This is a genomic window from Rahnella sp. 2050, from assembly GCF_040544515.1.
GTDB lineage: Bacteria > Pseudomonadota > Gammaproteobacteria > Enterobacterales > Enterobacteriaceae > Rahnella > Rahnella aceris.
In genome coordinates this window covers 189,289-213,451 of the sequence record NZ_JBEPKE010000005.1, presented here as the reverse complement: position 1 = coordinate 213,451, position 24,163 = coordinate 189,289, and the positions used below count along the sequence as shown (strand labels likewise).

The following is a 24,163-nucleotide window of genomic DNA, read 5'->3' as shown; positions in this document are numbered from 1 at the left end:
ATCCTGAATGCTAAAAAGCGCGACCGGTGAAGCGGCCGCGCTTTGCATTAATCAGTTCGAAATATTACGACTGCGCGTTGTTCTTGCGATCGTTACGACGGTTCACCCAGGTGTTAATCAGCAGGGTGATGATCAGAATCGACGCAATCACGCCCAGCGAAATACCGACCGGAATGTGGAACACGTCGAGCAGCAGCATCTTGATACCGATGAAAATCAGGATCACCGCCAGACCGTATTTCAGCATCGAGAAACGTTCCGCCACACCTGCCAGCAGGAAGTACATCGCGCGCAGGCCGAGGATCGCAAACAGGTTAGAGGTCAGGACGATGAACGGGTCGGTGGTTACCGCAAAGATAGCCGGAATACTGTCGACTGCGAAAATCACGTCGCTCAGTTCCACCATAATCAGCACCAGCAACAGCGGAGTAGCGAACAAAATACCGTTACGTCGCACAAAGAACTTCTCACCCTGCAACTCATCGGTCATGCGCATTTTGCTGCGCAGCCAGCGGATCATCGGCTTCTCGCCAACCTCACCGTCGTCTTCTTTCGCCAGCGCCATCTTGATACCGGTGAACAGCAGGAATGCGCCGAACACGTACAAAATCCAGCTAAATTGCCCCACCAGCCAGCTACCGGCGAAAATCATGCCGGTACGCAGGACGATGGCGCCGAGCACGCCGTAGACCAGTACGCGGCGTTGCAGGCTGGCAGGAATAGAGAAGTAACTGAACAGGATCAGCCAGACGAAGACGTTATCCACCGCCAGCGCTTTTTCCAGCAGATAGCCGGTCAGGAACATGGTGGCCTTGGCGTCGGCCACTTCACGGCCAAACTCGCCGTTGAGATACCACCAGAAGCCGAAGTTGAACAGCAACGACAGGCCTATCCACACCAGCGACCACATCGCGGCACTTTTCATACTCATGGTTTGCGCGCCTTTTCGACCCTGCAACAGCAGGTCGAACGCGAGCATAATTATCACTACCACGGCAAAGGAGCCCCACAACATCGGGTTGCCTACGGAGTTCATCATTGCGATATCCTCGAAAAAACATCAAAAAAAAACGGCCAGCGTCGGAAGACGTTAGCCGCTCATTTTTTGAGCTGTGAGCAAACCTCGCCTTCCGGCAAGGTCTCACTTACAAAGATAAGTATTCATCTTGTGAATGCTTATCTTTGCCCCGGTAACCGGGTGGCTGAGACGGCGCTGCATGAGCGCGGGTCCAGACACCGTAATGACGATTATCCGACGAAGAAGTTACTCCCCTTTGCAGTTCGCAAATTAATGCAAAATGTGTCCGGTGTCAAACATTCAGAAACATTATGGAGCATTAACCCGCCAGTGCCTGACGTTTGCCGAGTGCGCCGACGAAGGCCAGCAGCAGGCTACGGCTGAGGGGTGTTTCGCTAAGTTGCTGAGCCTGATGCGCAAAATCTATCGTATCGTCTTCGGCGATAGAGCCCAGCCATGACAGATACGTCTTCATTACCGCCAGACTGAATTCTGGATGGAACTGCGTGCTGATGGCATTCGGGCCGTAGCGCAGGATCTGATGCGGATCGTGCCGCGTTTTCGCCAGCACCGTCGCTGTCGCAGGCGGCGTAATGACGGTTTGCAGGTGGATCAGATTGGCTGCGAACTGTGCGGGAAGCTGCGACACCAGCGGATCAAGATGCCCGTCCGGCGTCAGCGTCACCTCGTGCGTACCGACTTCAATGCCTTGCGGATGGTAATCCACCTCGCCACCCAGCGCGTATGCCATCAGCTGATGACCGTAGCAGGCACCAAACATGGGTAATTCCTGCAACATGCCCAGCCGCACCCAGTCCGCCGCTTCTTCGCTCCACGCCAGATGCTCGGTGACCATGCTGCGCGAACCGGTAATGATCGCACCGCAATAGTTTTCCGGCGGCAGCGGGCGTTCACCCGCCTGCAAATCCACAATCACCACCTGCTGCGCGTCGATATCGCCCTGACGGATAAAAATCTGCGGAAAGTTGTCGTGCGCACGACGGATAGGTTCCGGCGCGTGGCCGGTCTGTAAAATCAACAGCGATTTCTGGCTGGGTGCAATCATCTGTTACTCCCGATTTTTACTTAATATTAAGGCTGGTTATCGGCCGGGAATACCACGCCGGTCTGACGACGGATTTCCGTCAGCACTTTGGCCGTGATACGCGAGACTTCCAGCCCGGGGTGCGCGACAAACTGGCTGTCGACCAGAATCGCAAAAGTTTCTGCTTCATACAGCATGGTGTTGATGTGCTGGGGCTGCGTCAGATCCAGCTTCTGGCTGCCGCGTGGCGTCAGGCTGAGCGTCTGGCATTCAGACAGCTTTTCCATCTGCAAGGTGCCGTCTTCGCCCTGGATCTCACTGGGTAACAGGGAGTCGCTGATTTTCGAATGGTTGATAACCACTTCGAAATCATCCGCATAAGACAAGATCACCGTGCCCTGACCGTCAACGCCGCTTTCCAGCAGGGTTGCCGTGGCTTTCACCGATTCCGGTTCGCCAAACAACGAAATAGCACTCGCCAGACAGTAATAACCGATATCCATGATCGAGCCATTGGAAAACGCCGGGTTAAAGGTATTCGGGTTTTCACCGGCCAGATAGCGCGGATAACGTGAGGAATACTGGCAGTAATTCAGAATGGCTTTACGCAGTTTACCGATGCGGTTCAGCGCGCCTTTCATGTGCAGGAAGTTGGGCAGATACGCGGTTTTAAACGCCTCGAACAGCACCACGTTGTTTTCTTTTGCGCATGCGATCAGGCTTTCCGCTTCACGCAGATTGGAAGCCAGCGGCTTTTCGCAAATCACGTGCTTTTTATTGCTGAGGAACAACAGCGACTGCGGGTAATGCAGGGAGTTCGGGCTGGCAATATAGACCGCATCAATCAGATCAGAGGCGGCCATTGCTTCAAGGGAATCAAAGTAATGTTCAACCGGATAATCCTCGCCGAGCTTTTTAGCGCCTTCCAGCGTGCGGGAATAAATCGCGGTCAGCTTCATTTTACCGCTCTCGTGGGCGGCATCAATAAAACGCTGGGTGATCCAGTTGGTGCCCACAACGCCAATACGAATCATGAGAAATCCCTATAGTTAATTATTATTGATACAACTTACCGAATATTTCCAGATGCGTCAGATACATGCGCGTGTCGAATTCTAACTGATGATAGTCGGGCGTCATATGACAGCACAGGCTGTAGAATGCTTTGTTGTGTTCTTTTTCTTTCAGGTGCGCGAGTTCATGCACCACGATCATTTTCAGAAACGCTTCCGGCGCGCTTTTAAACACCGTTGCCACGCGGATTTCCGCTTTGGCTTTTAGCTTGCCGCCCTGAATACGGGATATTGCCGTATGCAGCCCCAGCGCGTGCTTCATCACGTGGATTTTATTGTCGTAAGCCACTTTGCTTAACGGCGATGAACTGCGCAAAAACTGATTTTTCAGGTCCAGCGTATACTGATAGAGCGATTTGTCAGTGGTCAGCTCGTGCGGTTCGGGATATCGCGTCAGCAAGACTTTACCTAAACGTTCCTGGTCGATTAACTGACGCACCTGAGCCTGAAGCGACTCCGGATAGCCTTGCAGATAGGTCAATTCAGGCATAACTGTTTGCTTTGTCTCTTATTGCCGGGGAAAAGATGCCGAAACGGGGTGCGGGGTTTTTACCACGATCGCGTCGATCCGGCAGATAAACCCCTTTTTAACTGAAAAAACGTTTTACTGATAGACCAAATTAAGGGATAAACAGCGCAAATTGAATATGAGGAGGGCCAATGAGCCAATTTGAAACCGAAACCGGTGGTCAGTTATTGCAACTGCGTCTGGAACGTTATCCGCTGGAAGAAGCGGCAACGCAGTTACAGGCATGGGAAGCGGCCGATGAATATCTGCTGCAAAACCTGAACACCGACGCGCTCAACGGCCGTCCGCTGCTGATTTTCAACGATGCTTTCGGCACGCTGGCCTGCGCCTTGCAGCCGCACAACCCGACCAGCGTCAACGACTCCTTTATGAGTCAGCTGGCGATGCGCCACAACCTGCGCCTTAACGGTTTTGACGAAGACAGCGTGGCGGCGCAAAGCAGCCTGGTGCCGTTGCCGATCAATCCGGGTCTGGTGATCATCAAAGTGCCAAAAACGCTGGCACTGCTGGAACAACAACTGCTGGCGCTGCGTGAAGTGGTGACGCCGGACACGCAGATTATCGCCGGCGCGAAAGCCCGTGATATTCACACGTCAACGTTGCAACTGTTCGAGAAAATCCTCGGACCGACCAAAACCAGTCTGGCGTGGAAAAAAGCCCGTCTGATCCATTGTGAAGCCACCTTGCCTGCGCAAACCGCAGAGCCGGTGATTTCTGAGTGGGCGCTGGATGACAGTGAATTCCGTATTTCCAACCACGCGAACGTGTTCTCACGCGGCGGTCTGGATGTCGGCGCTCGCTTTTTCATGCAACATCTGCCGGAAGGCATCGAAGGGCGCATGGCGGATTTGGGGTGTGGTAACGGCGTGATCGGCATGACCGCACTGGCGCTGAACCCCGATGCGGAAATGCTGTTCGTCGATGAATCTTATATGGCGGTAGAATCGAGCCGTATTAACGTCGAAAACAATTTGCCGCAGGATGTCAGCCGCTGTCATTTCGAAGTGAACAATATGCTGGCCGGTGTCGAGCGCGAAACACTGCACGCCGTGCTGTGTAACCCGCCGTTCCATCAGGGCACGGTCATCAGCGATGACACCGCGTGGCGCATGTTCTGCGATGCCAAACGCTGCCTGCAAACCGGCGGCGAGCTGCGTATCGTCGGCAACCGTCATCTGGATTACTACCAGAAGCTGCGTCGCCTGTTCGGCAACTGCACGACGATCGCCACCAATCAGAAATTCGTGATTTTGCGTGCCGTGAAAACGGCTGCACATCATTGATAGCTGAATTAGTCTGAAGTGCTGAAATGAAAAAGCCGCTTATCGCGGCTTTTTTTTCGTCTGTCGGTTTCTGAAATAGTTTTCTAAATTTTCAGCGCCAGCCGCGTGCCCTGATCGATAGCGCGACGGGCATCGAGTTCGACGGCCACGTCGGCACCGCCAATCAGGTGTACGATTTTTCCGGCCTCCTGCAACGGTTGATACAGTGCGCGCTGCGGTTCCTGTCCGGCGCAGATAATCACGTTATCCACTTCCAGACATACCGGTTCACCGTTCATGATCAGGTGCAGCCCCGCGTCGTCGATGCGTTCATAGCTGACACCACTTTGCATTTTCACGCCACGCTGCAACAGGCTGGTGCGGTGGATCCAGCCAGTGGTTTTCCCCAATCCTGCGCCGACTTTGGTGGTTTTGCGTTGCAGCAGAACGATATCCCGCGCGGCAGGTTCGGGCTGTGGCCCAAGTGGTGCCAGACCGCCACGGTGCGTCAGGCTCTGGTCGATCCCCCATTCGTGGCTGAAAGCCTGAGTGCTGAGGCTCGATGACGGGCCGGTGTGGATCAGGTATTCGGCGGTATCAAAACCAATGCCGCCCGCGCCAATAATGGCGACGCGCTGTCCGACCGGTTTTTTATCCCGCAGTACGTCGAGATAGGTCAGCACGATCGGATGATCAATGCCCGCAATATCCGGCAGGCGCGGTGAAATACCACAGGCGAGGATCACTTCGTCATAACCCGTTAACTGGCTGGCGCTGACGGTTTCGCCCAGGCGCAGCGTTACGCCCAGTAATGTCAGCTGGCGCGAGTAGTAACGCAGCGTCTGATAAAACTCTTCTTTGCCGGGGATCTGTTTGGCGACATTAAATTGCCCGCCGATTTCATTGTGTGCATCAAATAATGTGACGTGATGCCCGCGGCTGGCGGCGGTAGTGGCAAACGCCAGCCCGGCTGGCCCCGAGCCGACAACGGCCAGATGTTTGGTGATTTCCGCACGGGTAACCGGTAACTGCGTTTCACGGCAGGCGCGCGGATTGACCAGACAGGACGTGACTTCACCGGCGAATATCTGATCCAGACAGGCCTGATTACAGCCGATGCAGGTGTTGATTTCATCAGCACGTCCCTGCGCGGCTTTTTCGACAAACGCAGGATCGGCAAGAAACGGGCGCGCCATTGACACCATATCCGCACAACCTTCGGCGAGAATTTTCTCCGCCACGTCAGGGTCGTTAATGCGGTTGGTGGTAATCAGCGGAATCCCCACTTTGCCCATCAGTTTTTGCGTCACCCAGATGAACGCCGCGCGGGGCACCATGGTGGCTATGGTCGGAATGCGCGCTTCATGCCAGCCAATACCGGTGTTGATAATGCTCGCGCCTGCCTGTTCGATGCGCTGCGCCAGCATTTCGACTTCATTCCAGTCCGAGCCTTCTTCGACCAGATCCAGCATGGATAAGCGATAAATGATGATGAATTCCCGGCCACAGGTTTCGCGCACGCGGCGCACGGCTTCGGTGGCAAACCGCATGCGGTTATCGGCACAACCGCCCCAGCTGTCCGTGCGCTGATTGGTGCGCGCGGTGAGGAACTGGTTTATCAGATAGCCTTCGGAGCCCATGATTTCCACGCCGTCATAACCCGACTCTTTGGCAAGCTGCGCGCAGCGGGCGAAATCCGCCAGTGTGGAGTCGATTTCTGCCTCGCTGAGGGCGTGAGGTGTAAAGCGGTTGATCGGCGCCTGAAGCGCTGAAGGCGCGACGGGGTGGGGCTGATAACTGTAACGACCGGCGTGAAGGATCTGCAGGGCAATTTTGCCGCCAGCGGCATGCACCGCGTCAGTCACCACGCGGTGATGCGTGATGTGTTCCTGTTCAGCGAGAATTGAACCGCCCTGATAAACCACGCCCTGCGTGTTAGGGGAAATGCCGCCGGTGACAATCAGCCCGACGCCTGCGGCGGCACGTTCTGCATAAAAGGCCGCCAGACGTTCCGGCCCGTCCTCCCGTTCTTCCAGCCCGGTGTGCATGGAACCCATCAGCACGCGATTTTTCAGTTGGGTAAAACCTAAATCCAGCGGCGCCAGCAGGTGCGGATAAAAAAGCGAAGCGCGTTCAGTCATGGAATTCTCTTAAGTGGTCGGAGGAGATGAATTCAATTTAGCTGCTGGCAGAACAATTGGAAAGTCAGTGTGTAATGACTGTGATATGTATCACTCTGAGGAATTCGCTGAGCGTTAATTAACTATTACGCTTCTTATTACTCGCGGTTTATTAATTGGCAGAGGTGACTTTTGTCGCCGGAAAACAGCACAAGATAGCAGATGAAATACCTATTTCTTTGTTTTTACACACAATGGTCTTATTGCAGGTTGTTTATTTTTAACATTTTTTTCAGAGATTGTGGTCGTTAGGATTATTTTTAGAAAACCATATCGAATCGATTCAGTTCGGGTTAGAGCTGGACTAGGCTGGGGTTGCTTCACCCTAAAAATTCAATTCTAACCTGGATATATACTATGAATCTTATTGACCATACAGCCTGCCGCCCGTTCACCGAAGCCGGGCATTTGTCCCAGATTGCAGCCTATTATGAAGAGGGTCGTAACGTCATGTGGATGATGCTCAGGTCTTATCCACGTCCCTGTTTTAATCAGGAGCTTATCGAAGACATTATGACGCTGATGTATGCCGCGAAGGCATCCGGTCTGCGTTTTGATTTTTGGGTCACCGGCTCTTTGGTGCCCAATATGTATAATGTCGGCGGTGATCTGAGCTTCTTTGTTGATTCCATCGTCAATAATAAACGCGAAGCGTTACGTGCTTACGCCAGAGCCTGCGTGGATTGCGTTCACGCTGCCGCGCGTGGTTTTGACGTAGGCGCGATCAGTTTATCGATGATAGAAGGCACGGCACTGGGCGGCGGCTTTGAAGCCGCACTGGCACACCATTACGTGCTGGCGCAGAACACCGCCCGGATGGGGTTCCCTGAAATCGCATTTAACCTTTTCCCGGGAATGGGCGGTTATTCGCTGGTATCACGCAAAGCGGGGATGAAGCTGGCGGAGGAACTGATTTCCACCGGGGAGTCGCATACCGCCGAATGGTTTGAAAGCCGCGGGCTGGTGGACGTGTTATTCCAGCCGGGGGAAGCATTCACCGCCACGCGAACGTTCATGGATGTTTTGCGACCAAAGCTCAACGGCATCCGGGCGATGATCCGCGCACGTCAGCGTGTGCTGCAATTATCACGTTCAGAACTGATGGATATTACGGAGGATTGGGTGGATGCAGCGTTTACGCTGGAGGAGAAAGACCTGAGTTATATGGAGCGTCTGGTCATGCTGCAAAACCGGCATACGGCGTCATTGCGTAAAACCGGCTAGCAGCAGGCAGAAGCAGCCCGTCACTGGCGCTATTTCTGTTTTGCTTTATGTTTAAAAACATTGGGTGAAGCAATCATTTTTTCCTCAAGCCAGTGCTCCAGTTCATTTGCTGGCATTGGCTTGGCATATAAAAATCCCTGTTTGCTGTCCACACCGATTTCGTCAATCAGCTTCTCTTCTTCCGCCGTTTCCACACCTTCCGCGACCACTGTCAGTTGCAGCGTTTTGGCCACCGCCACAATCGCCCGTACCAGCGCCTGAGACACCGGATTATCATTGATTCCACGAATAAAGCTTTGATCCAGCTTGATGCAGTCGAGGGGGATTCTCGCCAGTTGTGACAGTGAAGAATAACCGGTGCCGAAATCATCCAGATGTACCTGTGCGCCCAGTTTATGCAACTGGTTAATCATGGTGATCGCTGCACCTTCGTCTTCCACCAGGCAACTTTCTGTCAGTTCGAAATCCAGCAGGCAGCCTTTCATGCCGGCATTTTTCATGGCATCCGACAACGTCGTGATGAATGAACTATTGTTAAGCTGTCGTCCGGAGAGGTTTACCGCCACCCGCAAATTCAGCCCTTTTTTCTGCCATTCCGTCGCCTGACGGGTGGCGGTTTCGATCACCCATTTACCGACTGGCGTGATGAGACCGGATTCTTCGGCATAGGGAATAAAGCTCTGAGGTTGGATCAGACCGCGTTCCGGAGAATTCCAGCGCAGCAGTGCCTCCACGCTTTGCACGGTACCGTAAAGCGATACTTTCGGCTGATAGTGTAAGACCAGCTGATCTTTCTCAGACAAGGCTTTGCGTAAATGTGTATCTAACCACATGTATTCAGAGGCTTTCTCATTCATCTCTGGTGAGAAAACACAGTGTACATTTTTGCCCTTTTCCTTGGCTGCATACATGGCAGTATCGGCGTTTTGCAACAGTATATCGCCGTCGGTACCGTGTTCCGGGCAAATCGCGATACCTGCTGAACAGCCGGTATACACTTCAATCAGCCCGATGCGGAATGGCAAACTGAGCCTGCGCAAAACGCGCTGACTCAGCGCTTCCAGCGCTTTTATTTCAGCATGCGTGCTGAGAATAATGAATTCATCCCCGCCGAGCCGCGCCAGTTTATCGTTGGGCGACAGGCAATCCTGAATGGCATCAGACACCGCGCGCAGCAGGTGATCACCAAACATATGTCCGTAGGCGTCGTTAACTTTTTTGAAGTTATCCAGATCCAGATAAATCAGCCCGACGTTGTTTTCACCACGCTCGATAAGTGCTCGGGCAAGGGACTCCTGCAAGGCATTACGGTTAGCGAAACCGGTGACCAGATCAGTATTTGCCAGCACGCGCAAACGCTCCTGCGCCTTGCGTTCGTCAGTGATGTCAGAGCCGGAGCAAATCAGATATTTTTGCTGTTTGCCGCTGCCGCTGTGGACGAATTTATTGCGAAACAGGAACAGGCGCTGGCCTTTGACGGTGTTGATCCAGCGTTCCACTTCATAAGATTGCTGATGCTGGAAAAAACCATTGATATTCTGACGTGAGGCCAGGCCTTCTTCCATCGACATAAAAAGGTCATAGGCGCTGCGTCCGATAACATCTTCTTCGCGCAGGCCGGTATATTCCTCGCTCAGACGGTTAAAACGATGGATTTTGCCTTCCTGATCGATAATCACGATCACGGAGTTGGCTTCAGAAACCACCTGCTCAGCAAAGGTCAGACCGACTTCAAGGTCATGGGCGACAGACTCAGTGTCCTGATAGGCGGATGCCGTACCGGCCCAGGCTTTACTGTCGATTTTTCGCCCGACAAGATACAAACGCGCAGGGGATCCGAATAGCGTGATATCCAGGGTAAAACTCGAGGTGATCCCGGTGAGTTGCCTTATTTTCCCTGCCTGCCACTGCGTCAGAGAGATAGCAATATTGACGACGCCTTTCTCTGCGGATAACTCCAGGGCATTGCTGTCTGAACCCAGTCGCCAATATGGGCGTGGTGTACCAAAGTGCAGGTACAGGAGGGAAGCATCTTGAGAGTCGACCATGAATGTTTCTCCGCAAAGAACGCTATACGCCGCCAGTGTGGCGACGGGCGACAGTCAGCACAGACGGAGCTTACTCTGTTCAGCACATTCGCCACGTTCCGTAAAAAAACGGACAGGGGCGGAATGGCGTAACACATTGAATTTAAGGTTAGCCACTGCCAGTTATATATCCAGTTACCGGACAGAAATTACTGCTCAGAACAGGCGGTCTCCGTTACCGGAATACCGCCTGAGAGAGAAGGTTTTTGATTCTCTTCCGGGCCTGATGTCAGGCCCGGAAAGTTATTTCAGCAGGAAACTGGTTTGTTTCACATCCTGAGAATCTAACCCCACGAATACATTGAACTTTCCAGGCTCTGAAGCCCATTTCAATTTATCGTTGTAGAAGCGTAAATCTTTTTCGGTGATCGTAAAGGTAACAACTTTCTCTTCGCCTGGCTGCAGGTTGATTTTCTCAAAATTCTTCAACTCTTTAACCGGACGACTGATCGATGCCGTGACATCCTGCAGGTACATCTGGACGATCGTCGCACCGCTGCCTTTGCCGGTGTTTTTCACCGTCACGCTGGCGGTGAGCGGGTGTCCGGCATCCATCGTGGTGGATGACAAACTCACGTCAGACACACCGAAGCTGGTGTAGCTCAGGCCATAACCGAACGGGAACAGCGGGCCGTTGGTGATATCAAAATAACGGGTGGTGTATTTATCTGGATGCTGAGGATTAAACGGACGGCCGGTATTGAGCACGCTATTGTACAAAGGAATTTGCCCGACTGAGCGTGGGAAGGTCATCGGCAGTTTGCCTGATGGATTGTAGTCTCCAAACAGAACGTCGGCAATCGCATGTCCGCCTTCGGTGCCGCTGAACCAGGTTTCCAGCATGGCATCAGAAATTTCGTTTTCCCACGACAGGGTCAGCGGACGGCCATTCATTAACACGACAACCAGCGGTTTACCGGTGGCTTTCAATGCCTTGAGCAGGTCACGCTGGCTTTGCGGAATGTTAATTTCGGAACGGCTGGACGCTTCGTGCGCCATGCCTTGTGCTTCGCCGACTACGGCGACCACAACGTCAGCTTTTTCTGCTGTTTTCACAGCTTCGTCGATCATATCCTGCGGTTTGCGTGGATCGTTGATCACCTGTTTCTCGTAAGAGTTCAGGAAATCGACCAGAGCCTGATCGTTGGTGACGTTGGCACCGCGGGCATAGAGGATAGTGCCTTTATCACCGAGCACATCTTTCATCCCCTGCAACACAGTGACTGCCTGCGCTGCCTTACCGGCTGCCGACCAACTGCCCATCACATCACGCTTGCTGTCAGCCAGCGCGCCAACGACGGCAATCGTGCCTTTTTTGTTTAACGGTAACGTTTGATTGTTATTTTTCAACAGCACCAGCGAGGTCCGTGCCACTTCGCGCGCCTCCTGGCGATGCAGACGGCTTTCGGCGTTGGTGTCAGCCGGATCGCTCGACTGCGGGCCTAAATGACGATATTCATCAACAAACAGCCCCATATCCCATTTCGCGGCCAGAACATCGCGAACGGCGCGATCAATGTCTTTCTGGCTCACCATGCCGTCGGCAAGTAACCCTTTCAGGTACTTACCGTACATATTGTCAGCCATGTCCATATCGACACCGGCTTTCAGCGCCATCGCGGCCGCCTGACGATCGTCTTCGGCTACGCCATGTTTGACCAGCCCGCCAATGGCGCCGTGGTCGCTGACAGTCAGGCCCTTGAACTGCCAGTCATCGCGCAGAATATCTTTCAGCAGCCAGGTATTCGAGGTGGCAGGAATACCGTTAACGCTGTTCAGTGCCACCATCACACCGCCGGCACCCGCATCGACTGCCGCTTTATAAGGTGGCATGTAATCGTTGAACATGCGGGTCAGGCTCATGTCCACAGTGTTGTATTCGCGGCCGCCTTCGACAGCACCGTACAACGCATAGTGTTTGACGTTTGCCATGACGGCGTCAGGGGCAGACGGATCTTTGCCCTGATAACCGGTAACCATTTCATGCGCGAGGCGCGAGGTCAGATAGGTATCTTCGCCGAAACCTTCAGAAACACGGCCCCAGCGCGGATCACGGGTGATATCGACCATCGGTGAGAACGTCATGTTCAGGCCATCAGCTGCCGTTTCCTGGGCTGAAATACGTGCGCTGGTCGCCACCGCCTGCATATCCCAGCTCGCCGCCAGACCGAGGCTGATAGGGAAAATCGTGCGCTGTCCATGCACCACGTCATAAGCATAAAACGGAGGAATTTTCAGGCGGCTGTACTGCACCTGATCCTGCATACGGCGGATATCGGGCTTAGTTACCGTGTTAAACACGCCACCGACTTTACCGGCGCGGATGTCAGCCATGATGGCTTCTTTTTGGTACTCAGGCCCCACAGTGACCAGATTCAGCTGACCGATTTTTTCATCAAGGGTCATTTTTTTCATCAAATCGGCAATGAACGCGTTGCGCTCTTTCACCTGATCCTGAGGAATGCCCGTTGTTTCAACGGCGAGAGAAGAAGCAGAACTTACCAGTAACACTAACGCGCCAAGCATGTGATGCGTATTCATCGGAATTCCTTCAACCATAAGCAGGGGAGCCAAATCAGAGAAAATTCAGCAGCCTGAAGCAAACAAAGCAATGATCATTCTAAGAAAAGTATAGAGTGAGAATCTAATACGTCCCTTCAACTATTAGCAATGAATAGTTTAGACGCCAGCACAATATCTTTTTACCTTTCGGTACATCCCGCAATTTACAGGTAATCAGAATGATAGATACAAAAAGACATTCGATGCGTCACGCAAATTTTTATATTTAGGATTACATGACATCCGGCTGAACAAATAATCATCAGAAGTAACACGGGGGGAAAGCGCGGGATAACAAAAAGGGCAGAACATGCGGTTCTGCCCTTTAATAATCTGGAATATCCGCTAAGGAAATCGGATTAATAGTAGTAAGACATATCGGTCGGGGTTTTGCTCATGACATCAAAGAAAACGTCTTTGGTGTTTGCCCAGAATTGCGCGACGGCAACGGCGTTGTAGCTCATGCCCATCAGGCTCATGACAAAGAAACAGGTCACGGTGAGGCCGATACCACTGCAAACGAATGCCATGGTATTGCGGCTGGACTGGCGACAAACAATATTAAGCTGACTGGTGCAGAACATCAAAAAAGCGCTCAGCAATTCCCAGCGCATCATTAAAATCCCGGCAGTTAATGTACCCATCGATAAAATCCTTACTTACTACAGCCACTTGCACGAAGCCAAAATCAGCCGGAAGGCTGCTACGACGGGCGGGCAATGGGCTTTACAGAAGAAATGGTGAATTACAATTATGTGACGACGGTCACATTATATCACCGGATTTTATTTTTGAGTAAAAAATGTTCGCTAATAAAAAATAGGCATAACACATCAACTTATTTTGACGATGTGTTATGAAAAGCGGAGAAATCGTGATGTATTTTGAAGAGATAATTACGCGCCGTAACCCATCACTTGTAACAGGTGCTGAGCCTGCAGCACCGCTTCCTGCCGGTGCGCAACCCCCAGCTTCTGATACAGATTACGGATATGCGTTTTGATGGTCGTTGATGCAACGTCCAGCTCACCGGCAATCTGGTCATTACTGTAGCCGGAGTAAATCAGCCCCAGAACCTGCCACTCGCGCTGCGTCAGCGGACTGGTACGGATCAGTTCCGGCACTTGCGGATGGGTCAGCAGTTTGTTCACAAAGCCTTCGTCGAAATGCGCAAACTTGTGACGGTGATGCTGGTTAATTTCGCGCAAAATCTGCTGGGCGCGGCGCTGTTCCAGTTCCGGTAGCAGATTAAGCTGGATCAACTGGCGCAGTTGTTGCGCCATCATTTCCCCTTCGATGACGAAATGACTGACAAAACCGGTACGGTTCGCCAGCGCCAGCGCTTCGATCAATGCTTTTTGGGCGTCACTTTTGCGCCCGGTTTGCCAGTAAAGTAAGTTACTCAGCAGCAAATTGCGGTTCAGATCGCTGGTCAGGCGCAACTGCCGGGCATTCTGATTCAGTTCATCGAGCACCACTTCAGCTTCATCAAACTGTTCCAGCAAAATCTGTACGCGGGCAATATTTCGCCACTGGCCTTGCTGGAAATGGTTATCTGCCATGTCCGGTTTACGCGCCTGTTGCAGCCACTGGCGTGCAGCGTTTTTATCGCCAATCATCTGCCAGTAAATCACCCGCGGCTTATCGGTATTGGTCAGCCAGTCAATGTGATACTGACCGGTTTTCAGCAACGCTTCACAGCGCTGTAAATGGTGATGGGCGTTGTCGAGCTGACCGCGTGCCAGCGAACATTTCGCCAGCATTGCCAGGCATTGCAACTGCTGTTGTGGCTGGAAATTGCTCAGCACATTAAGCCCTTCACGCGCAGCTTCTTCTGCATCATCGAGCCGCGACCATGACCACAGCAGCTGGGAACGTAAACGCAATAAAAATTCGTGCATCGGCAACTGTTCAAGATGCTGTTCGCGCACCAGTTCAAAAGCGCGATCCTGCATCTCAAACGCGGCCTGCAAAAAGCCCTGAGCAATCAGAATTTCACTCTGTTGCAGCAGCGCCCATAAGGCGTAGTGATAGGCTTCATAACGGCGGGCGATTTGCTCGGTCTGCTGCATCAGCGGCAGTGCGCGGGTGAGATCCCCTTTGCAGTGCTGGATTTCACCGGTCACGGACGTGGCCACAATGCGGCTGTAATAGCTTTCATAAGGCAGATAGCGCAGCGCCTCAGTGGCCAGTTTTTCCGCCTCATCCTGACGTCCGTCGTTGATAGCCACCTGTGCCCGCAGGGCATCAAACTCGGCCGCCAGTGCCTGTTCCATCACAATATTATGCTGTTTCATTTCGCTTTCAGCGCGGGCCAGCAACACCTCGACTTCAGCATAACGGTGCTGACTTTGTGCGAGCCATGCCTGCAACAACACCAGTTTAGGATTCTGAATCAGCCGGTCATAAGGCAGAGCGGCAAGACATTCTTCCAGCAACGCCAGCTCGCTTTGATTAAACAGGGCCCAGGCATGTTGCAGCAGAATATCGCGCAGCAGATTGGTGTCTTCGGCACCCAGCGCATGATGAATGGCTTCGGCCGGAAAACCTTGTGCCAGCCAGCCTTCGGCGGCAGCGCGATGAATGGCAGGCAGCTCAGATGCCAGTTCCCACTGACAACGCTGACGCAGGAATGTGGCAAACAGCGGGTGGAAGTTAAACCATTCGCCGCTGTCATCCATACGGTTGATGAATAATCCCTGACGTTCCAGTTCTTCCAGCCGTTGCTGACCATTTTCGCTGCCGGTCAGGCGCACAATCAGCGCATCGTTCATTGAGCGCAACAGCGAGCAGCGCAGGAGAAAATCACGCGTCGGGGCATCAACGCGATCCAGCACTTCATCCACCAGATATTCAGAAAGATGGCTGGCATTCAGCCCGGCCAGTTTGCGTGCGGACTGCTGCGTCGAATGCTGTGAAGGGTGAGAAGACTGCCGCGCCGATAACGCAATCAGTTGCAAGGCGGTGGCCCAGCCCGCGACTTCGTCGCACAGCCGGCTGCTGTCTGCCTGATCAATCGGGTCTTTCAGCCGGTTGTCGAAAAATTGCTGTGTTTCCGGATGCGTAAAGGCCAGATGCGAGGCGTTGAGTTCCAGCAGTTGATCCCGCACACGCATATTGGCGATGCCCAGCGGTGGCAGGGTGCGTGAAAGCACCACCAGTGACAGGTTTTCCGGCTGATGGCGCAGGAAAAAACGCATCCCTTCATGAATGGCGTCATTAGAAATCAGATGGTAATCGTCGATCACCAGCAGCAGCGGGCTGTGCCAGTCGGAAAGCTCCACAAAAAGCTGGGCAAACAGCGCAGGTAAACTGGCGTACTGATGCTTGAGACTCAGCGCTTCGCTTTTGATGCAATGCCCGCCGCAGGCCTGCTGTACAGCAGCAATCAGATAGCTGGCAAAGCGCTCCGGCTGATTGTCGCTTTCATCAAGAGAATACCAGCCCAGATCGCTTTTACCTGCAGCCCAGTGCGCCACCAGCGTCGTTTTCCCATAACCCGCCGGACTGGCGACCAGGGTCAGACGATAATTTGGCGCAGTCGAGAGCTTCGTCAGCAGACGTTCCCGAACCACTGTATTTTGCTGCCGCACCGGGCGGCTCAATTTTGAAGGGATCAGCATTTTTTTCGATTCTTTTGACAGAAGGACAGAGGGGACGTTATTTATTTCACAGCGTGTAATTAATCACTTTTTCTAAAGTCCTCCTTTGAAACATTGATTGCAAGAATGTTACGTTTTTACATGCCGTTAAGTTGCTCTGCATCACACTTCTTAATACAAATTTTCAGGCATCTGCCCTGAACCTCCGTCTCCTCCGGCTACGCCCCGTTTCTCCTCCCTGCCTAATCTTTTACGGGAGGATGCCGCTCACCGACATACGCGTCAGCATAGTGATAATCGACACCAGACTTTCCCTACAAATTTCCGGATAAAGAGGCATGTGATGCAGGTGACTTTAGATAAGACGCAGTTTTTAGCCGCGCTGAAACGCCAGTGGCAAGGGTTCGGTTTGCAGCAGGCACAGGATATGACACCGCACCAGTGGTGGCAGGCCACCAGTGCCGCATTATCTGAACAACTGAGCGCGCAACCGGCACCGGCGGCGGCGAAACAGCCGCAACGGCACGTTAACTATATTTCGATGGAATTCCTGATCGGGCGCCTGACCGCGAATAATCTGATCAATCTCGGCTGGTACGACACGGTCAGTCAGGCGCTGAAAGAGCAGGGTGTCGAGCTGGCCGACGTACTGGAGCAGGAAACCGATCCGGCGCTGGGCAATGGCGGATTAGGCCGTCTGGCTGCCTGTTTCCTCGATTCCATGGCGACCGTCGGGCAACCGGCCACCGGCTACGGTCTGAACTATCAGTACGGTCTTTTCCGCCAGTCGTTCAGCGAAGGCAAACAACAGGAAGCGCCGGATAACTGGCATCGCGAATGCTATCCGTGGTTCAGCCACAACAGCTCACTGTCCGTCGATGTGGCGTTTGGTGGCAAACTGACAAAAAACGAAAAGGGCGCTGAACAGTGGCATCCGGCGTTTACCCTGCGCGGTGAAGCCTGGGATCTGCCGGTGGTCGGGTACAAAAATGGCGTTACCCAGCCGCTGCGTCTGTGGCAGGCCACTGACGTGCATCCGTTCGATCTGACGCTGTTCAATGACGGTGAATTTCTTAAAGCCGAGCAAAAAGGCATTGATGCGGCAAAACTCACCAAAGTGCTGTATCCGAATGACAATCACGACGCCGGTAAACGCCTGCGCCTGATGCAGCAGTATTTCCAGTGCGCCTGCTCGGTGGCCGATATCCTGCGCCGCCATCACTTCCTTGGCCGTAAAATTGAGGATTTACCGAAATTTGAAGTCATCCAGCTCAATGACACGCACCCGACCATTGCCATTCCTGAGCTGTTGCGTATTTTGCTCGACGAACACCAGCTTGAATGGGACGCCGCCTGGGCGATCACCCGCCAGACGTTCGCGTACACCAACCACACGCTGATGCCGGAAGCGCTGGAGTGCTGGGATGAAAAACTGGTGCGCAGCCTGCTGCCGCGCCATTTCTCGCTGATCAAAGCCATCAACGCCCGCTTCAAAAAAGTGGTCGAAAAACAGTGGCCGGGTGACAAAGCTGTCTGGGAAAAACTGTCTGTCCATCAGAACAAACAAGTGCGGATGGCAAATCTGTGCGTGGTCAGTGGTTTTGCGGTGAACGGCGTGGCGGCGTTGCATTCCGAACTGGTGGTCAAAGACCTGTTCCCGGAATATCACCTGTTATGGCCGAATAAATTCCACAACGTGACCAACGGCATCACACCGCGCCGCTGGCTGAAACAGTGTAACCCGGCGCTGTCATCGCTGATTGATGACACCCTGAAAACCGAATGGGTGAATGACCTGGACGCGCTGAAAGGGCTGGAAAGTTCTGCGGATAATAAAAAATTCCGTCAGCGTTATCAGGCCATTAAGCGTGAGAACAAAATCAAACTGGCGCATTACGTGAAACAGGTGATGGGGCTGACCCTCAACCCTGATGCCATTTTCGACGTACAGATCAAACGTCTGCATGAATACAAACGCCAGCATCTGAATCTGCTGCACATTTTGTCGTTGTACCGTCAGTTGCGTGATAACCCGGAAATGGACATGGTGCCGCGTGTGTTCCTGTTCGGCGCGAAAGCGGCACCGGGTTATTACCTGGCGAAAAACATCATCTATGCCATCAACAAAGTCGCGGAAAAAGTGAATAACGATCCGCTGGTGCGTGACCGCATCAAAGTGGTGTTTATTCCGGATTACCGCGTGTCCGTGGCTGAACTGATGATCCCGGCGGCTGATGTTTCCGAGCAAATTTCTACCGCTGGTAAAGAAGCTTCCGGCACCGGCAACATGAAACTGGCACTGAACGGCGCGCTGACCGTCGGCACACTCGACGGCGCGAACGTTGAGATTGCTGAAGAGGTCGGGGAAGACAATATCTTCATCTTTGGTAACACCGTCGATCAGGTCAAAGCCTTGCAGGCGAAGGGCTACGATCCGCTTAAAATTCGCAAGAAAGACAAGCACCTGGATAAGATCCTCAAAGAACTGGAAAACGGCTTCTTCAGCAATGGCGACAAACAGGCCTTCAGCCTGATGCTCGACAGTTTGCTTGGCGGCGGCGACCCATATCTGGTGCTGGCTGACTTTGCCGATTACTGCGCGGCACAGCAAAAAGTCGACGCGTTGTATCGCGACCAGGACGAGTGGACCCGTAAAACTATCCTCAACACGGCCCGCGTAGGGATGTTCAGTTCCGACCGCTCGATCCGCGATTATCAGCAACGGATCTGGCAGGCGAAGCGATAAGGAGCCCGCATGGAGAACAAAGCACTGGAGCAGGCCGCCAGGGAGGCGGGGATTGCTTCTGGTTTTATTAATGCGCACGGCAAACAACAGGCAATCGCTTCCGAGACCAAGCGTGAACTGTTATCGGCGATGGGCTGGGTGGCGGGCAGCCGCCGCCCGGTTGCCACGCCGGTGCCGTCGGTCAAAGTGTTTGTCACCGGCAGCCGTCTGGCATTGCCGGTCGGCGGTGAAGGCGAATATGCCTGGACTCTGAAACTGGAAAGCGGCGTGACCCAAAAGGGGCGGATCAGCGGCAAAATGACGCTGGCACTCCCGGGTAAAATTCCTGCCGGTTATCACCAGCTGACGTTGACGCAGGACGCGCAACAGTGGGAGTGTCGGGTCATTGTCGCGCCGAAACGCTGTTACGAACCGGATGCGCTGCTGGCCGGTAAAAAACTGTGGGGCGCCTGCGTGCAGCTTTATACATTGCGCTCGGAAAATAACTGGGGCATCGGTGATTTTGGCGATCTCAATCTGATGCTGAAAAACGTCGCCGAACGCGGCGGCGCGTTTGTCGGGCTCAATCCGATCCACGCGCTGTATCCGGCGAATCCGGTGGCCGCCAGCCCTTACAGTCCGTCATCCCGCCGCTGGCTAAACGTGATTTATATCGACGTCGGCGCGGTAGATGATTTCCGGCAGAGCGATGCGGCGCAACAGTGGTGGCATCAGCCGCTGACGCAGCAACGTTTGCAGGCGGTGCGCGCCAATGACTGGGTGGATTACGCCAGCGTTATGCCGCTGAAATTAGAAGGATTACGGCTGGCTTACGCGCATTTTCAGGGACGTAAGGCGCAGGATCCGCAGGTGAAATCCCTGCGCAACTTCGTCAAACAGGGCGGTGAAAGCCTGTATCTGCAGGCTGCGTTTGATGCGCTTTACGAGCATCTGGCGAAAGAAAGTGATGTGGCACTTGGCTGGAACCGCTGGCCTGAAAAATATCATGATGCCCGTGGCCCGGCCGTGCGGGCGTTCTGCGAACAACATGCGCAGGATGTGGAGTTTTATCTGTGGCTGCAATGGCTGGCGGAAACCCAGTTTACGCAGTGCTATCACACCAGCCAGCGGCACGAGATGCCGATGGGGCTTTACCGTGATCTGGCGGTCGGCGTGGTGGCAGGCGGATCCGAAACCTGGGGCGACGGCGAACTGTATTGCCTGAAAGCTTCAGTGGGTGCACCGCCGGATATTCTCGGCCCGCTCGGTCAGAACTGGGATCTGCGCCCGATGGATCCGCATGTGATGGTGAGGCGCGGCTATCAGCCTTTTATCGATCTTCTGCGTTCCAACATGACGAGTTGCGGCGCGTTGCGCATCGATCATGTGATGGCGTTACTGCGCCTGTGGTGGATCCCGGCGGGTGAAACGGCGGATAAAGGTGCGTACGTGCAATATCCGGTGGATGATCTGCTGGCCATTTTAGCCCTGGAAAGCCAGCGTCACCGTTGCATGGTGATCGGCGAAGATCTGGGCACCGTACCGGTCGAGATCGTCAGCAAACTGCGCGAAAGCGGCGTGTATTCCTACAAAGTGCTGTATTTCGAGCGCGACGAGGAAAACAACTTCCGCGCGCCGCAGTCCTATCCGGTTCAGGCGATGGCCACGATTACTACGCACGACCTGCCGACGCTGCGCGGCTACTGGCAAAGCGACGATCTGGCGCTGGGAAAATCCCTCGGTTTGTACCGCGACGAGGCTGTTTTACAGGAGCTGTACGCCGACCGCGCCCGCGCACGTCAGGGGTTGCTTGATGGTCTGCATCATTACGGCTGCATCCCGAAGAAAACCGGGCATAAAGCCGCACTGATGGAAATGACGCCAATACTCAACCGTGGTCTGCAACGTTACGTTGCTGACAGTGCCTGTGCCTTGCTCGGCCTGCAACCGGAAGACTGGCTGGACATGGGCGCACCGGTTAACGTGCCCGGTACCAGCGATGAATATCCGAACTGGCGCCGTAAGCTCTCCCATACGCTCGAAGAGATGTTTGCCGACGAGCAGGTGAATAAGCTGATTAAAGACCTCGATAAACGCCGCCGGAAAGTATCGGTGAGCTGAAGCTGAAAGGAAGGAAGTGAAAAGGGGTTCTGCCTTAGGGCAGGACCCCTTTTTTATGGGCAACCGTTGGGATCGGATGGCCTGTATATGAATCCTAAGGTGGTCTGGTGATCGCTATACAGTCCATTGCCTCTTGTGAGCTCGCTGATACCTTTGCACCGACTATTTGGTTATTCCCGATCCCTCCATGCATAAAAAAAGGCGGCTTATTCAGCCGCCCAAGACACAGGGAATTGATCAAGTATTACAAAGCGCATTAGCCTTACAGTTAACCTTTCACACCGCCTGCCGTTAAGCCGCCGACCAGCCAGCGTTGAGCAATCAGGAACACCGCCGTAATCGGGATAGCCGACAATATGGCTGCCGCCGCGAAATCACCCCACAGGTAATTTTGCGGGTTCAGATATTGCTGCATACCGACCGCCAGGGTGTAGCTGTTGACGTCACGCAGCAGTAACGACGCCACCGGCACTTCGGTGATGGCCGCGATGAACGACAGAATGAACACCACTGCCAGAATTGGCACAGACAGCGGCAGCAGAACCAGACGGAATGCCTGCCACGGGCTGGCACCGTCCAGCGCAGCGGCTTCTTCCAGCGAACCGTCGATGGTTTCGAAATAGCCTTTGATCGTCCAGACGTGCAGGGCGATGCCGCCCATATAGGCGAAAATCACGCCGCCGTGGGTGTTCAGCCCGAGGAAGGGCACGTACATGCCGAGACGGTCGAACAGGGCGTATAGCGCCACCAGCGACAGCACCGCCGGGAACATCTGAAAAATCAGCATCCCTTTAAGCAGCGAACTTTTACCGCGGAATTTCATGCGGGCAAAGGCATAGGCGCAGGTGGTGGAAAGCGCGACGATGCCGACGGCGGTGATCACGGCGATCTTGATCGAATTCCACAGCCACAGCATCACCGGGAACGGCGGTGGCGTAACGCTGCCGTCGCTGTTGTTGACGGCAATGCCGAGCGCCAGTTTCCAGTGATCCCACGAGACCTGATCCGGGATCAGGCTGCCGGTGGCGAAGTTACCCGGACGCAGCGAGATGGCGAACACCATCAGCAACGGGAACAGGATCAGCGCCAGAAAGCACAGCAACAGCAGGTGTGTGACCAGCAATCTGACTTTCTGCGACTTCGGTTTAACCATAGGCATTGTTTGTTTCTCCTCAGTCGAATTTCATACGTGATGCTTTCAGGTTCACGACAGCCAGCGCTCCCACCAGCAGGAAGATTAGCGTGGCAATCGCTGCCGCCAGCCCGAAGTCCTGCCCGCCGCCGCCTTCAAAGGCGATGCGATAGGTGTAGCTGACCAGCAAATCGGTATGACCCGCTGGCGTGGTGGTGCCGAGCATGTCCGGCCCGCCGTTGGTCAGCAACTGGATCAGCACGAAGTTATTAAAGTTAAACGCGAAGCTGGCGATCATCAGTGGCGTCAGCGGTTTGATCAAAAGCGGCAGCGTGATGCGGAAGAAGTTCTGCATCGGCGTCGCGCCGTCCATAGCGGATGCTTCGTAAAGATCGTCCGGGATCGCTTTCAGCAGGCCCATGCACAGGATCATCATGTACGGATAACCGAGCCAGGTGTTGACGATGATGATCATGCTTTTGGCCGTCCATGGATCGCTGAACCACGCCGGTTTGATGCCAAACAGCGCGCTGAGCATCAGGTTGATCTCACCAAAACTCTGGTTGAATAACCCTTTGAAAATAAGAATCGAAATAAACGCAGGCACGGCGTAGGGCAGGATCAGCAGGATGCGGTACGCCGCTTTCCCTTTCAGTTCTTCCCACTGGACCACGCAGGCCAGCACCATACCGACAGCCACGGTGAGCACCACGGTCAGCAGGGCGAATACAACGGTCCAGACGAAAATCGACAGGAACGGTTTCTGGATCCCTTCGTCATGTAACACGCGAAGGAAGTTGCCCCAGCCGATGCCGACGGTAAAGCCGGGGCTGAGTTTTTCTGCCTGCCATTCGCCCTGAGCGTTCACTGCCTGATAGAAGCCGGTGTCCATGTTCGGGCGGTAAATCGTGCCGGTTTGCACATTGGTCAGCTGCTTCTTATCTTCACCGAGTTTGTACAGCGGCTGAGTGCCGGAGAACTGGCGCAGGGAACTCATGCGCAGCGTTTCGCCGTCGGGTAATTTCGCTGAGATCTGACCGAGGGCCAGACGGTTTTGTGTCACTACCCGCAACCCGGCTTTTTCAGCCGATGGCGCGGTTTGCGGCAGCATGTCCAGCGTTTGCGGCGCGGAAGCGTTGAAAGCAAAAGGCGGGGAAACCAGCGTCTCGCTGTTATCCGCCGACGTCAGTGCCAGCTGCCATCTATCGCCCGCAGGGAAGAGTGCGAAATTCAGCACCTTGCCGCCCTGGAATTCACGTCCCATGAGAACGGACTGCGCACGTTCAAAGGTCAGCTGATTGGTGCTGCTGTAGTTAGTGAAGGCAATCGCGATGGTGCAGATCAGCGGAAACAACACAAATAACGACATCCCGGCCAGACCGGGGTACACGTAGCGCCACGAATACGCGCGGCGGTTGCCATAAATGTATAAGCCGACACCGGAGAGGATCAGGGTTAGAACGGCAAAGAGGTATTCACCCTGCGCATACATCAGCACGATCAGATAACCGGTAAAGCAGGCGAGCAGGGCGATGATCAGCCACTTAAGCGCATTGCTGAACGGCCTTTTTTTGGCTACTGGCATAGGGACAATCCTTGTAGT

Annotated in this window: 15 protein-coding genes; 4 read left to right on the top strand and 11 right to left on the bottom strand. The window is 53.9% G+C overall.

Going from position 1 to position 24,163, the window contains the following annotated elements; genetic code table 11:
• Positions 1-64: 64 nt before the first annotated feature.
• From ABIC79_RS19020 to ABIC79_RS19005, 4 genes are all read right to left on the bottom strand, one after another.
• Positions 65-1,036, bottom strand: coding sequence for a TerC family protein (locus tag ABIC79_RS19020; protein ID WP_037034335.1), 972 nt, complete (start codon positions 1,034-1,036; stop codon positions 65-67).
• 301 nt (positions 1,037-1,337) lie between these two features.
• Positions 1,338-2,084, bottom strand: a complete 747-nt coding sequence (locus ABIC79_RS19015; RefSeq protein ID WP_354568171.1) for a glutamine amidotransferase — start codon at positions 2,082-2,084, stop codon at positions 1,338-1,340.
• Between the two features lie 26 nt (positions 2,085-2,110).
• Complete coding sequence (locus ABIC79_RS19010) at positions 2,111-3,097, bottom strand: Gfo/Idh/MocA family protein (RefSeq protein ID WP_013573859.1); 987 nt, start codon at positions 3,095-3,097, stop codon at positions 2,111-2,113.
• A 22-nt stretch (positions 3,098-3,119) separates the two neighbouring features.
• The gene (locus ABIC79_RS19005; RefSeq protein ID WP_013573860.1) at positions 3,120-3,626 is read right to left on the bottom strand and encodes a M48 metallopeptidase family protein; all 507 of its coding nucleotides are present in this window, start codon (positions 3,624-3,626) and stop codon (positions 3,120-3,122) included.
• Between the two features lie 170 nt (positions 3,627-3,796).
• On the opposite strand from ABIC79_RS19005, the gene rlmG reads away from it, so the two are divergent.
• A complete protein-coding gene (gene rlmG / locus ABIC79_RS19000; protein ID WP_013573861.1) occupies positions 3,797-4,948 on the top strand; it encodes a 23S rRNA (guanine(1835)-N(2))-methyltransferase RlmG in 1,152 nt (383 codons plus the stop codon).
• Between the two features lie 83 nt (positions 4,949-5,031).
• Here the strand turns inward: rlmG and ABIC79_RS18995 are convergent, their stop codons facing one another.
• Positions 5,032-7,068 carry an oxidoreductase gene (locus tag ABIC79_RS18995; RefSeq protein ID WP_314523232.1) on the bottom strand — a complete coding sequence of 679 codons (2,037 nt, stop codon included), beginning with the start codon at positions 7,066-7,068 and terminating at the stop codon, positions 5,032-5,034.
• A gap of 396 nt (positions 7,069-7,464) precedes the next feature.
• Between ABIC79_RS18995 and ABIC79_RS18990 the strand changes: the two genes are divergently transcribed.
• The gene (locus ABIC79_RS18990; RefSeq protein ID WP_013573863.1) at positions 7,465-8,331 is read left to right on the top strand and encodes a crotonase/enoyl-CoA hydratase family protein; all 867 of its coding nucleotides are present in this window, start codon (positions 7,465-7,467) and stop codon (positions 8,329-8,331) included.
• A 29-nt stretch (positions 8,332-8,360) separates the two neighbouring features.
• Here the strand turns inward: ABIC79_RS18990 and pdeR are convergent, their stop codons facing one another.
• The 4 genes from pdeR to malT all read right to left on the bottom strand — a co-directional run bounded on the left by pdeR (position 8,361) and on the right by malT (position 16,603).
• A complete protein-coding gene (pdeR, locus tag ABIC79_RS18985; RefSeq protein ID WP_119261176.1) occupies positions 8,361-10,379 on the bottom strand; it encodes a cyclic di-GMP phosphodiesterase in 2,019 nt (672 codons plus the stop codon).
• Between the two features lie 282 nt (positions 10,380-10,661).
• A complete protein-coding gene (gene bglX, locus ABIC79_RS18980) occupies positions 10,662-12,959 on the bottom strand; it encodes a beta-glucosidase BglX (RefSeq protein WP_121020144.1) in 2,298 nt (765 codons plus the stop codon).
• A 380-nt stretch (positions 12,960-13,339) separates the two neighbouring features.
• The gene (locus ABIC79_RS18975; protein ID WP_013573866.1) at positions 13,340-13,624 is read right to left on the bottom strand and encodes a YjcB family protein; all 285 of its coding nucleotides are present in this window, start codon (positions 13,622-13,624) and stop codon (positions 13,340-13,342) included.
• Positions 13,625-13,876: 252 nt separating this feature from the next.
• A complete protein-coding gene (gene malT / locus ABIC79_RS18970; RefSeq protein ID WP_121020143.1) occupies positions 13,877-16,603 on the bottom strand; it encodes an HTH-type transcriptional regulator MalT in 2,727 nt (908 codons plus the stop codon).
• A gap of 322 nt (positions 16,604-16,925) precedes the next feature.
• On the opposite strand from malT, the gene malP reads away from it, so the two are divergent.
• Positions 16,926-19,328, top strand: a complete 2,403-nt coding sequence (malP, locus tag ABIC79_RS18965) for a maltodextrin phosphorylase (protein ID WP_121020142.1) — start codon at positions 16,926-16,928, stop codon at positions 19,326-19,328.
• Between the two features lie 9 nt (positions 19,329-19,337).
• Positions 19,338-21,428 carry a 4-alpha-glucanotransferase gene (malQ, locus tag ABIC79_RS18960; RefSeq protein WP_013573869.1) on the top strand — a complete coding sequence of 697 codons (2,091 nt, stop codon included), beginning with the start codon at positions 19,338-19,340 and terminating at the stop codon, positions 21,426-21,428.
• 268 nt (positions 21,429-21,696) lie between these two features.
• Here malQ and malG read toward each other — a convergent pair whose 3' ends face one another.
• Together malG and malF are read right to left on the bottom strand one after the other, a co-directional pair.
• Positions 21,697-22,587 (bottom strand): maltose ABC transporter permease MalG, encoded by an 891-nt coding sequence (gene malG, locus ABIC79_RS18955; protein ID WP_013573871.1) that lies wholly within the window; start codon positions 22,585-22,587, stop codon positions 21,697-21,699.
• Between the two features lie 13 nt (positions 22,588-22,600).
• Positions 22,601-24,145 carry a maltose ABC transporter permease MalF gene (malF, locus tag ABIC79_RS18950; RefSeq protein ID WP_013573872.1) on the bottom strand — a complete coding sequence of 515 codons (1,545 nt, stop codon included), beginning with the start codon at positions 24,143-24,145 and terminating at the stop codon, positions 22,601-22,603.
• Positions 24,146-24,163 lie beyond the last annotated feature (18 nt).

Coding starts and splice junctions, on each gene's coding strand:
- ABIC79_RS19020 (WP_037034335.1), bottom strand. CDS start 1,036: ATGAACTCCGTAGGCAACCCGATGTTGTGGGGCTCCTTTGCCGTGGTA.
- ABIC79_RS19015 (WP_354568171.1), bottom strand. CDS start 2,084: ATGATTGCACCCAGCCAGAAATCGCTGTTGATTTTACAGACCGGCCAC.
- ABIC79_RS19010 (WP_013573859.1), bottom strand. CDS start 3,097: ATGATTCGTATTGGCGTTGTGGGCACCAACTGGATCACCCAGCGTTTT.
- ABIC79_RS19005 (WP_013573860.1), bottom strand. CDS start 3,626: ATGCCTGAATTGACCTATCTGCAAGGCTATCCGGAGTCGCTTCAGGCT.
- rlmG (WP_013573861.1), top strand. CDS start 3,797: ATGAGCCAATTTGAAACCGAAACCGGTGGTCAGTTATTGCAACTGCGT.
- ABIC79_RS18995 (WP_314523232.1), bottom strand. CDS start 7,068: ATGACTGAACGCGCTTCGCTTTTTTATCCGCACCTGCTGGCGCCGCTG.
- ABIC79_RS18990 (WP_013573863.1), top strand. CDS start 7,465: ATGAATCTTATTGACCATACAGCCTGCCGCCCGTTCACCGAAGCCGGG.
- pdeR (WP_119261176.1), bottom strand. CDS start 10,379: ATGGTCGACTCTCAAGATGCTTCCCTCCTGTACCTGCACTTTGGTACA.
- bglX (WP_121020144.1), bottom strand. CDS start 12,959: ATGAATACGCATCACATGCTTGGCGCGTTAGTGTTACTGGTAAGTTCT.
- ABIC79_RS18975 (WP_013573866.1), bottom strand. CDS start 13,624: ATGGGTACATTAACTGCCGGGATTTTAATGATGCGCTGGGAATTGCTG.
- malT (WP_121020143.1), bottom strand. CDS start 16,603: ATGCTGATCCCTTCAAAATTGAGCCGCCCGGTGCGGCAGCAAAATACA.
- malP (WP_121020142.1), top strand. CDS start 16,926: ATGCAGGTGACTTTAGATAAGACGCAGTTTTTAGCCGCGCTGAAACGC.
- malQ (WP_013573869.1), top strand. CDS start 19,338: ATGGAGAACAAAGCACTGGAGCAGGCCGCCAGGGAGGCGGGGATTGCT.
- malG (WP_013573871.1), bottom strand. CDS start 22,587: ATGCCTATGGTTAAACCGAAGTCGCAGAAAGTCAGATTGCTGGTCACA.
- malF (WP_013573872.1), bottom strand. CDS start 24,145: ATGCCAGTAGCCAAAAAAAGGCCGTTCAGCAATGCGCTTAAGTGGCTG.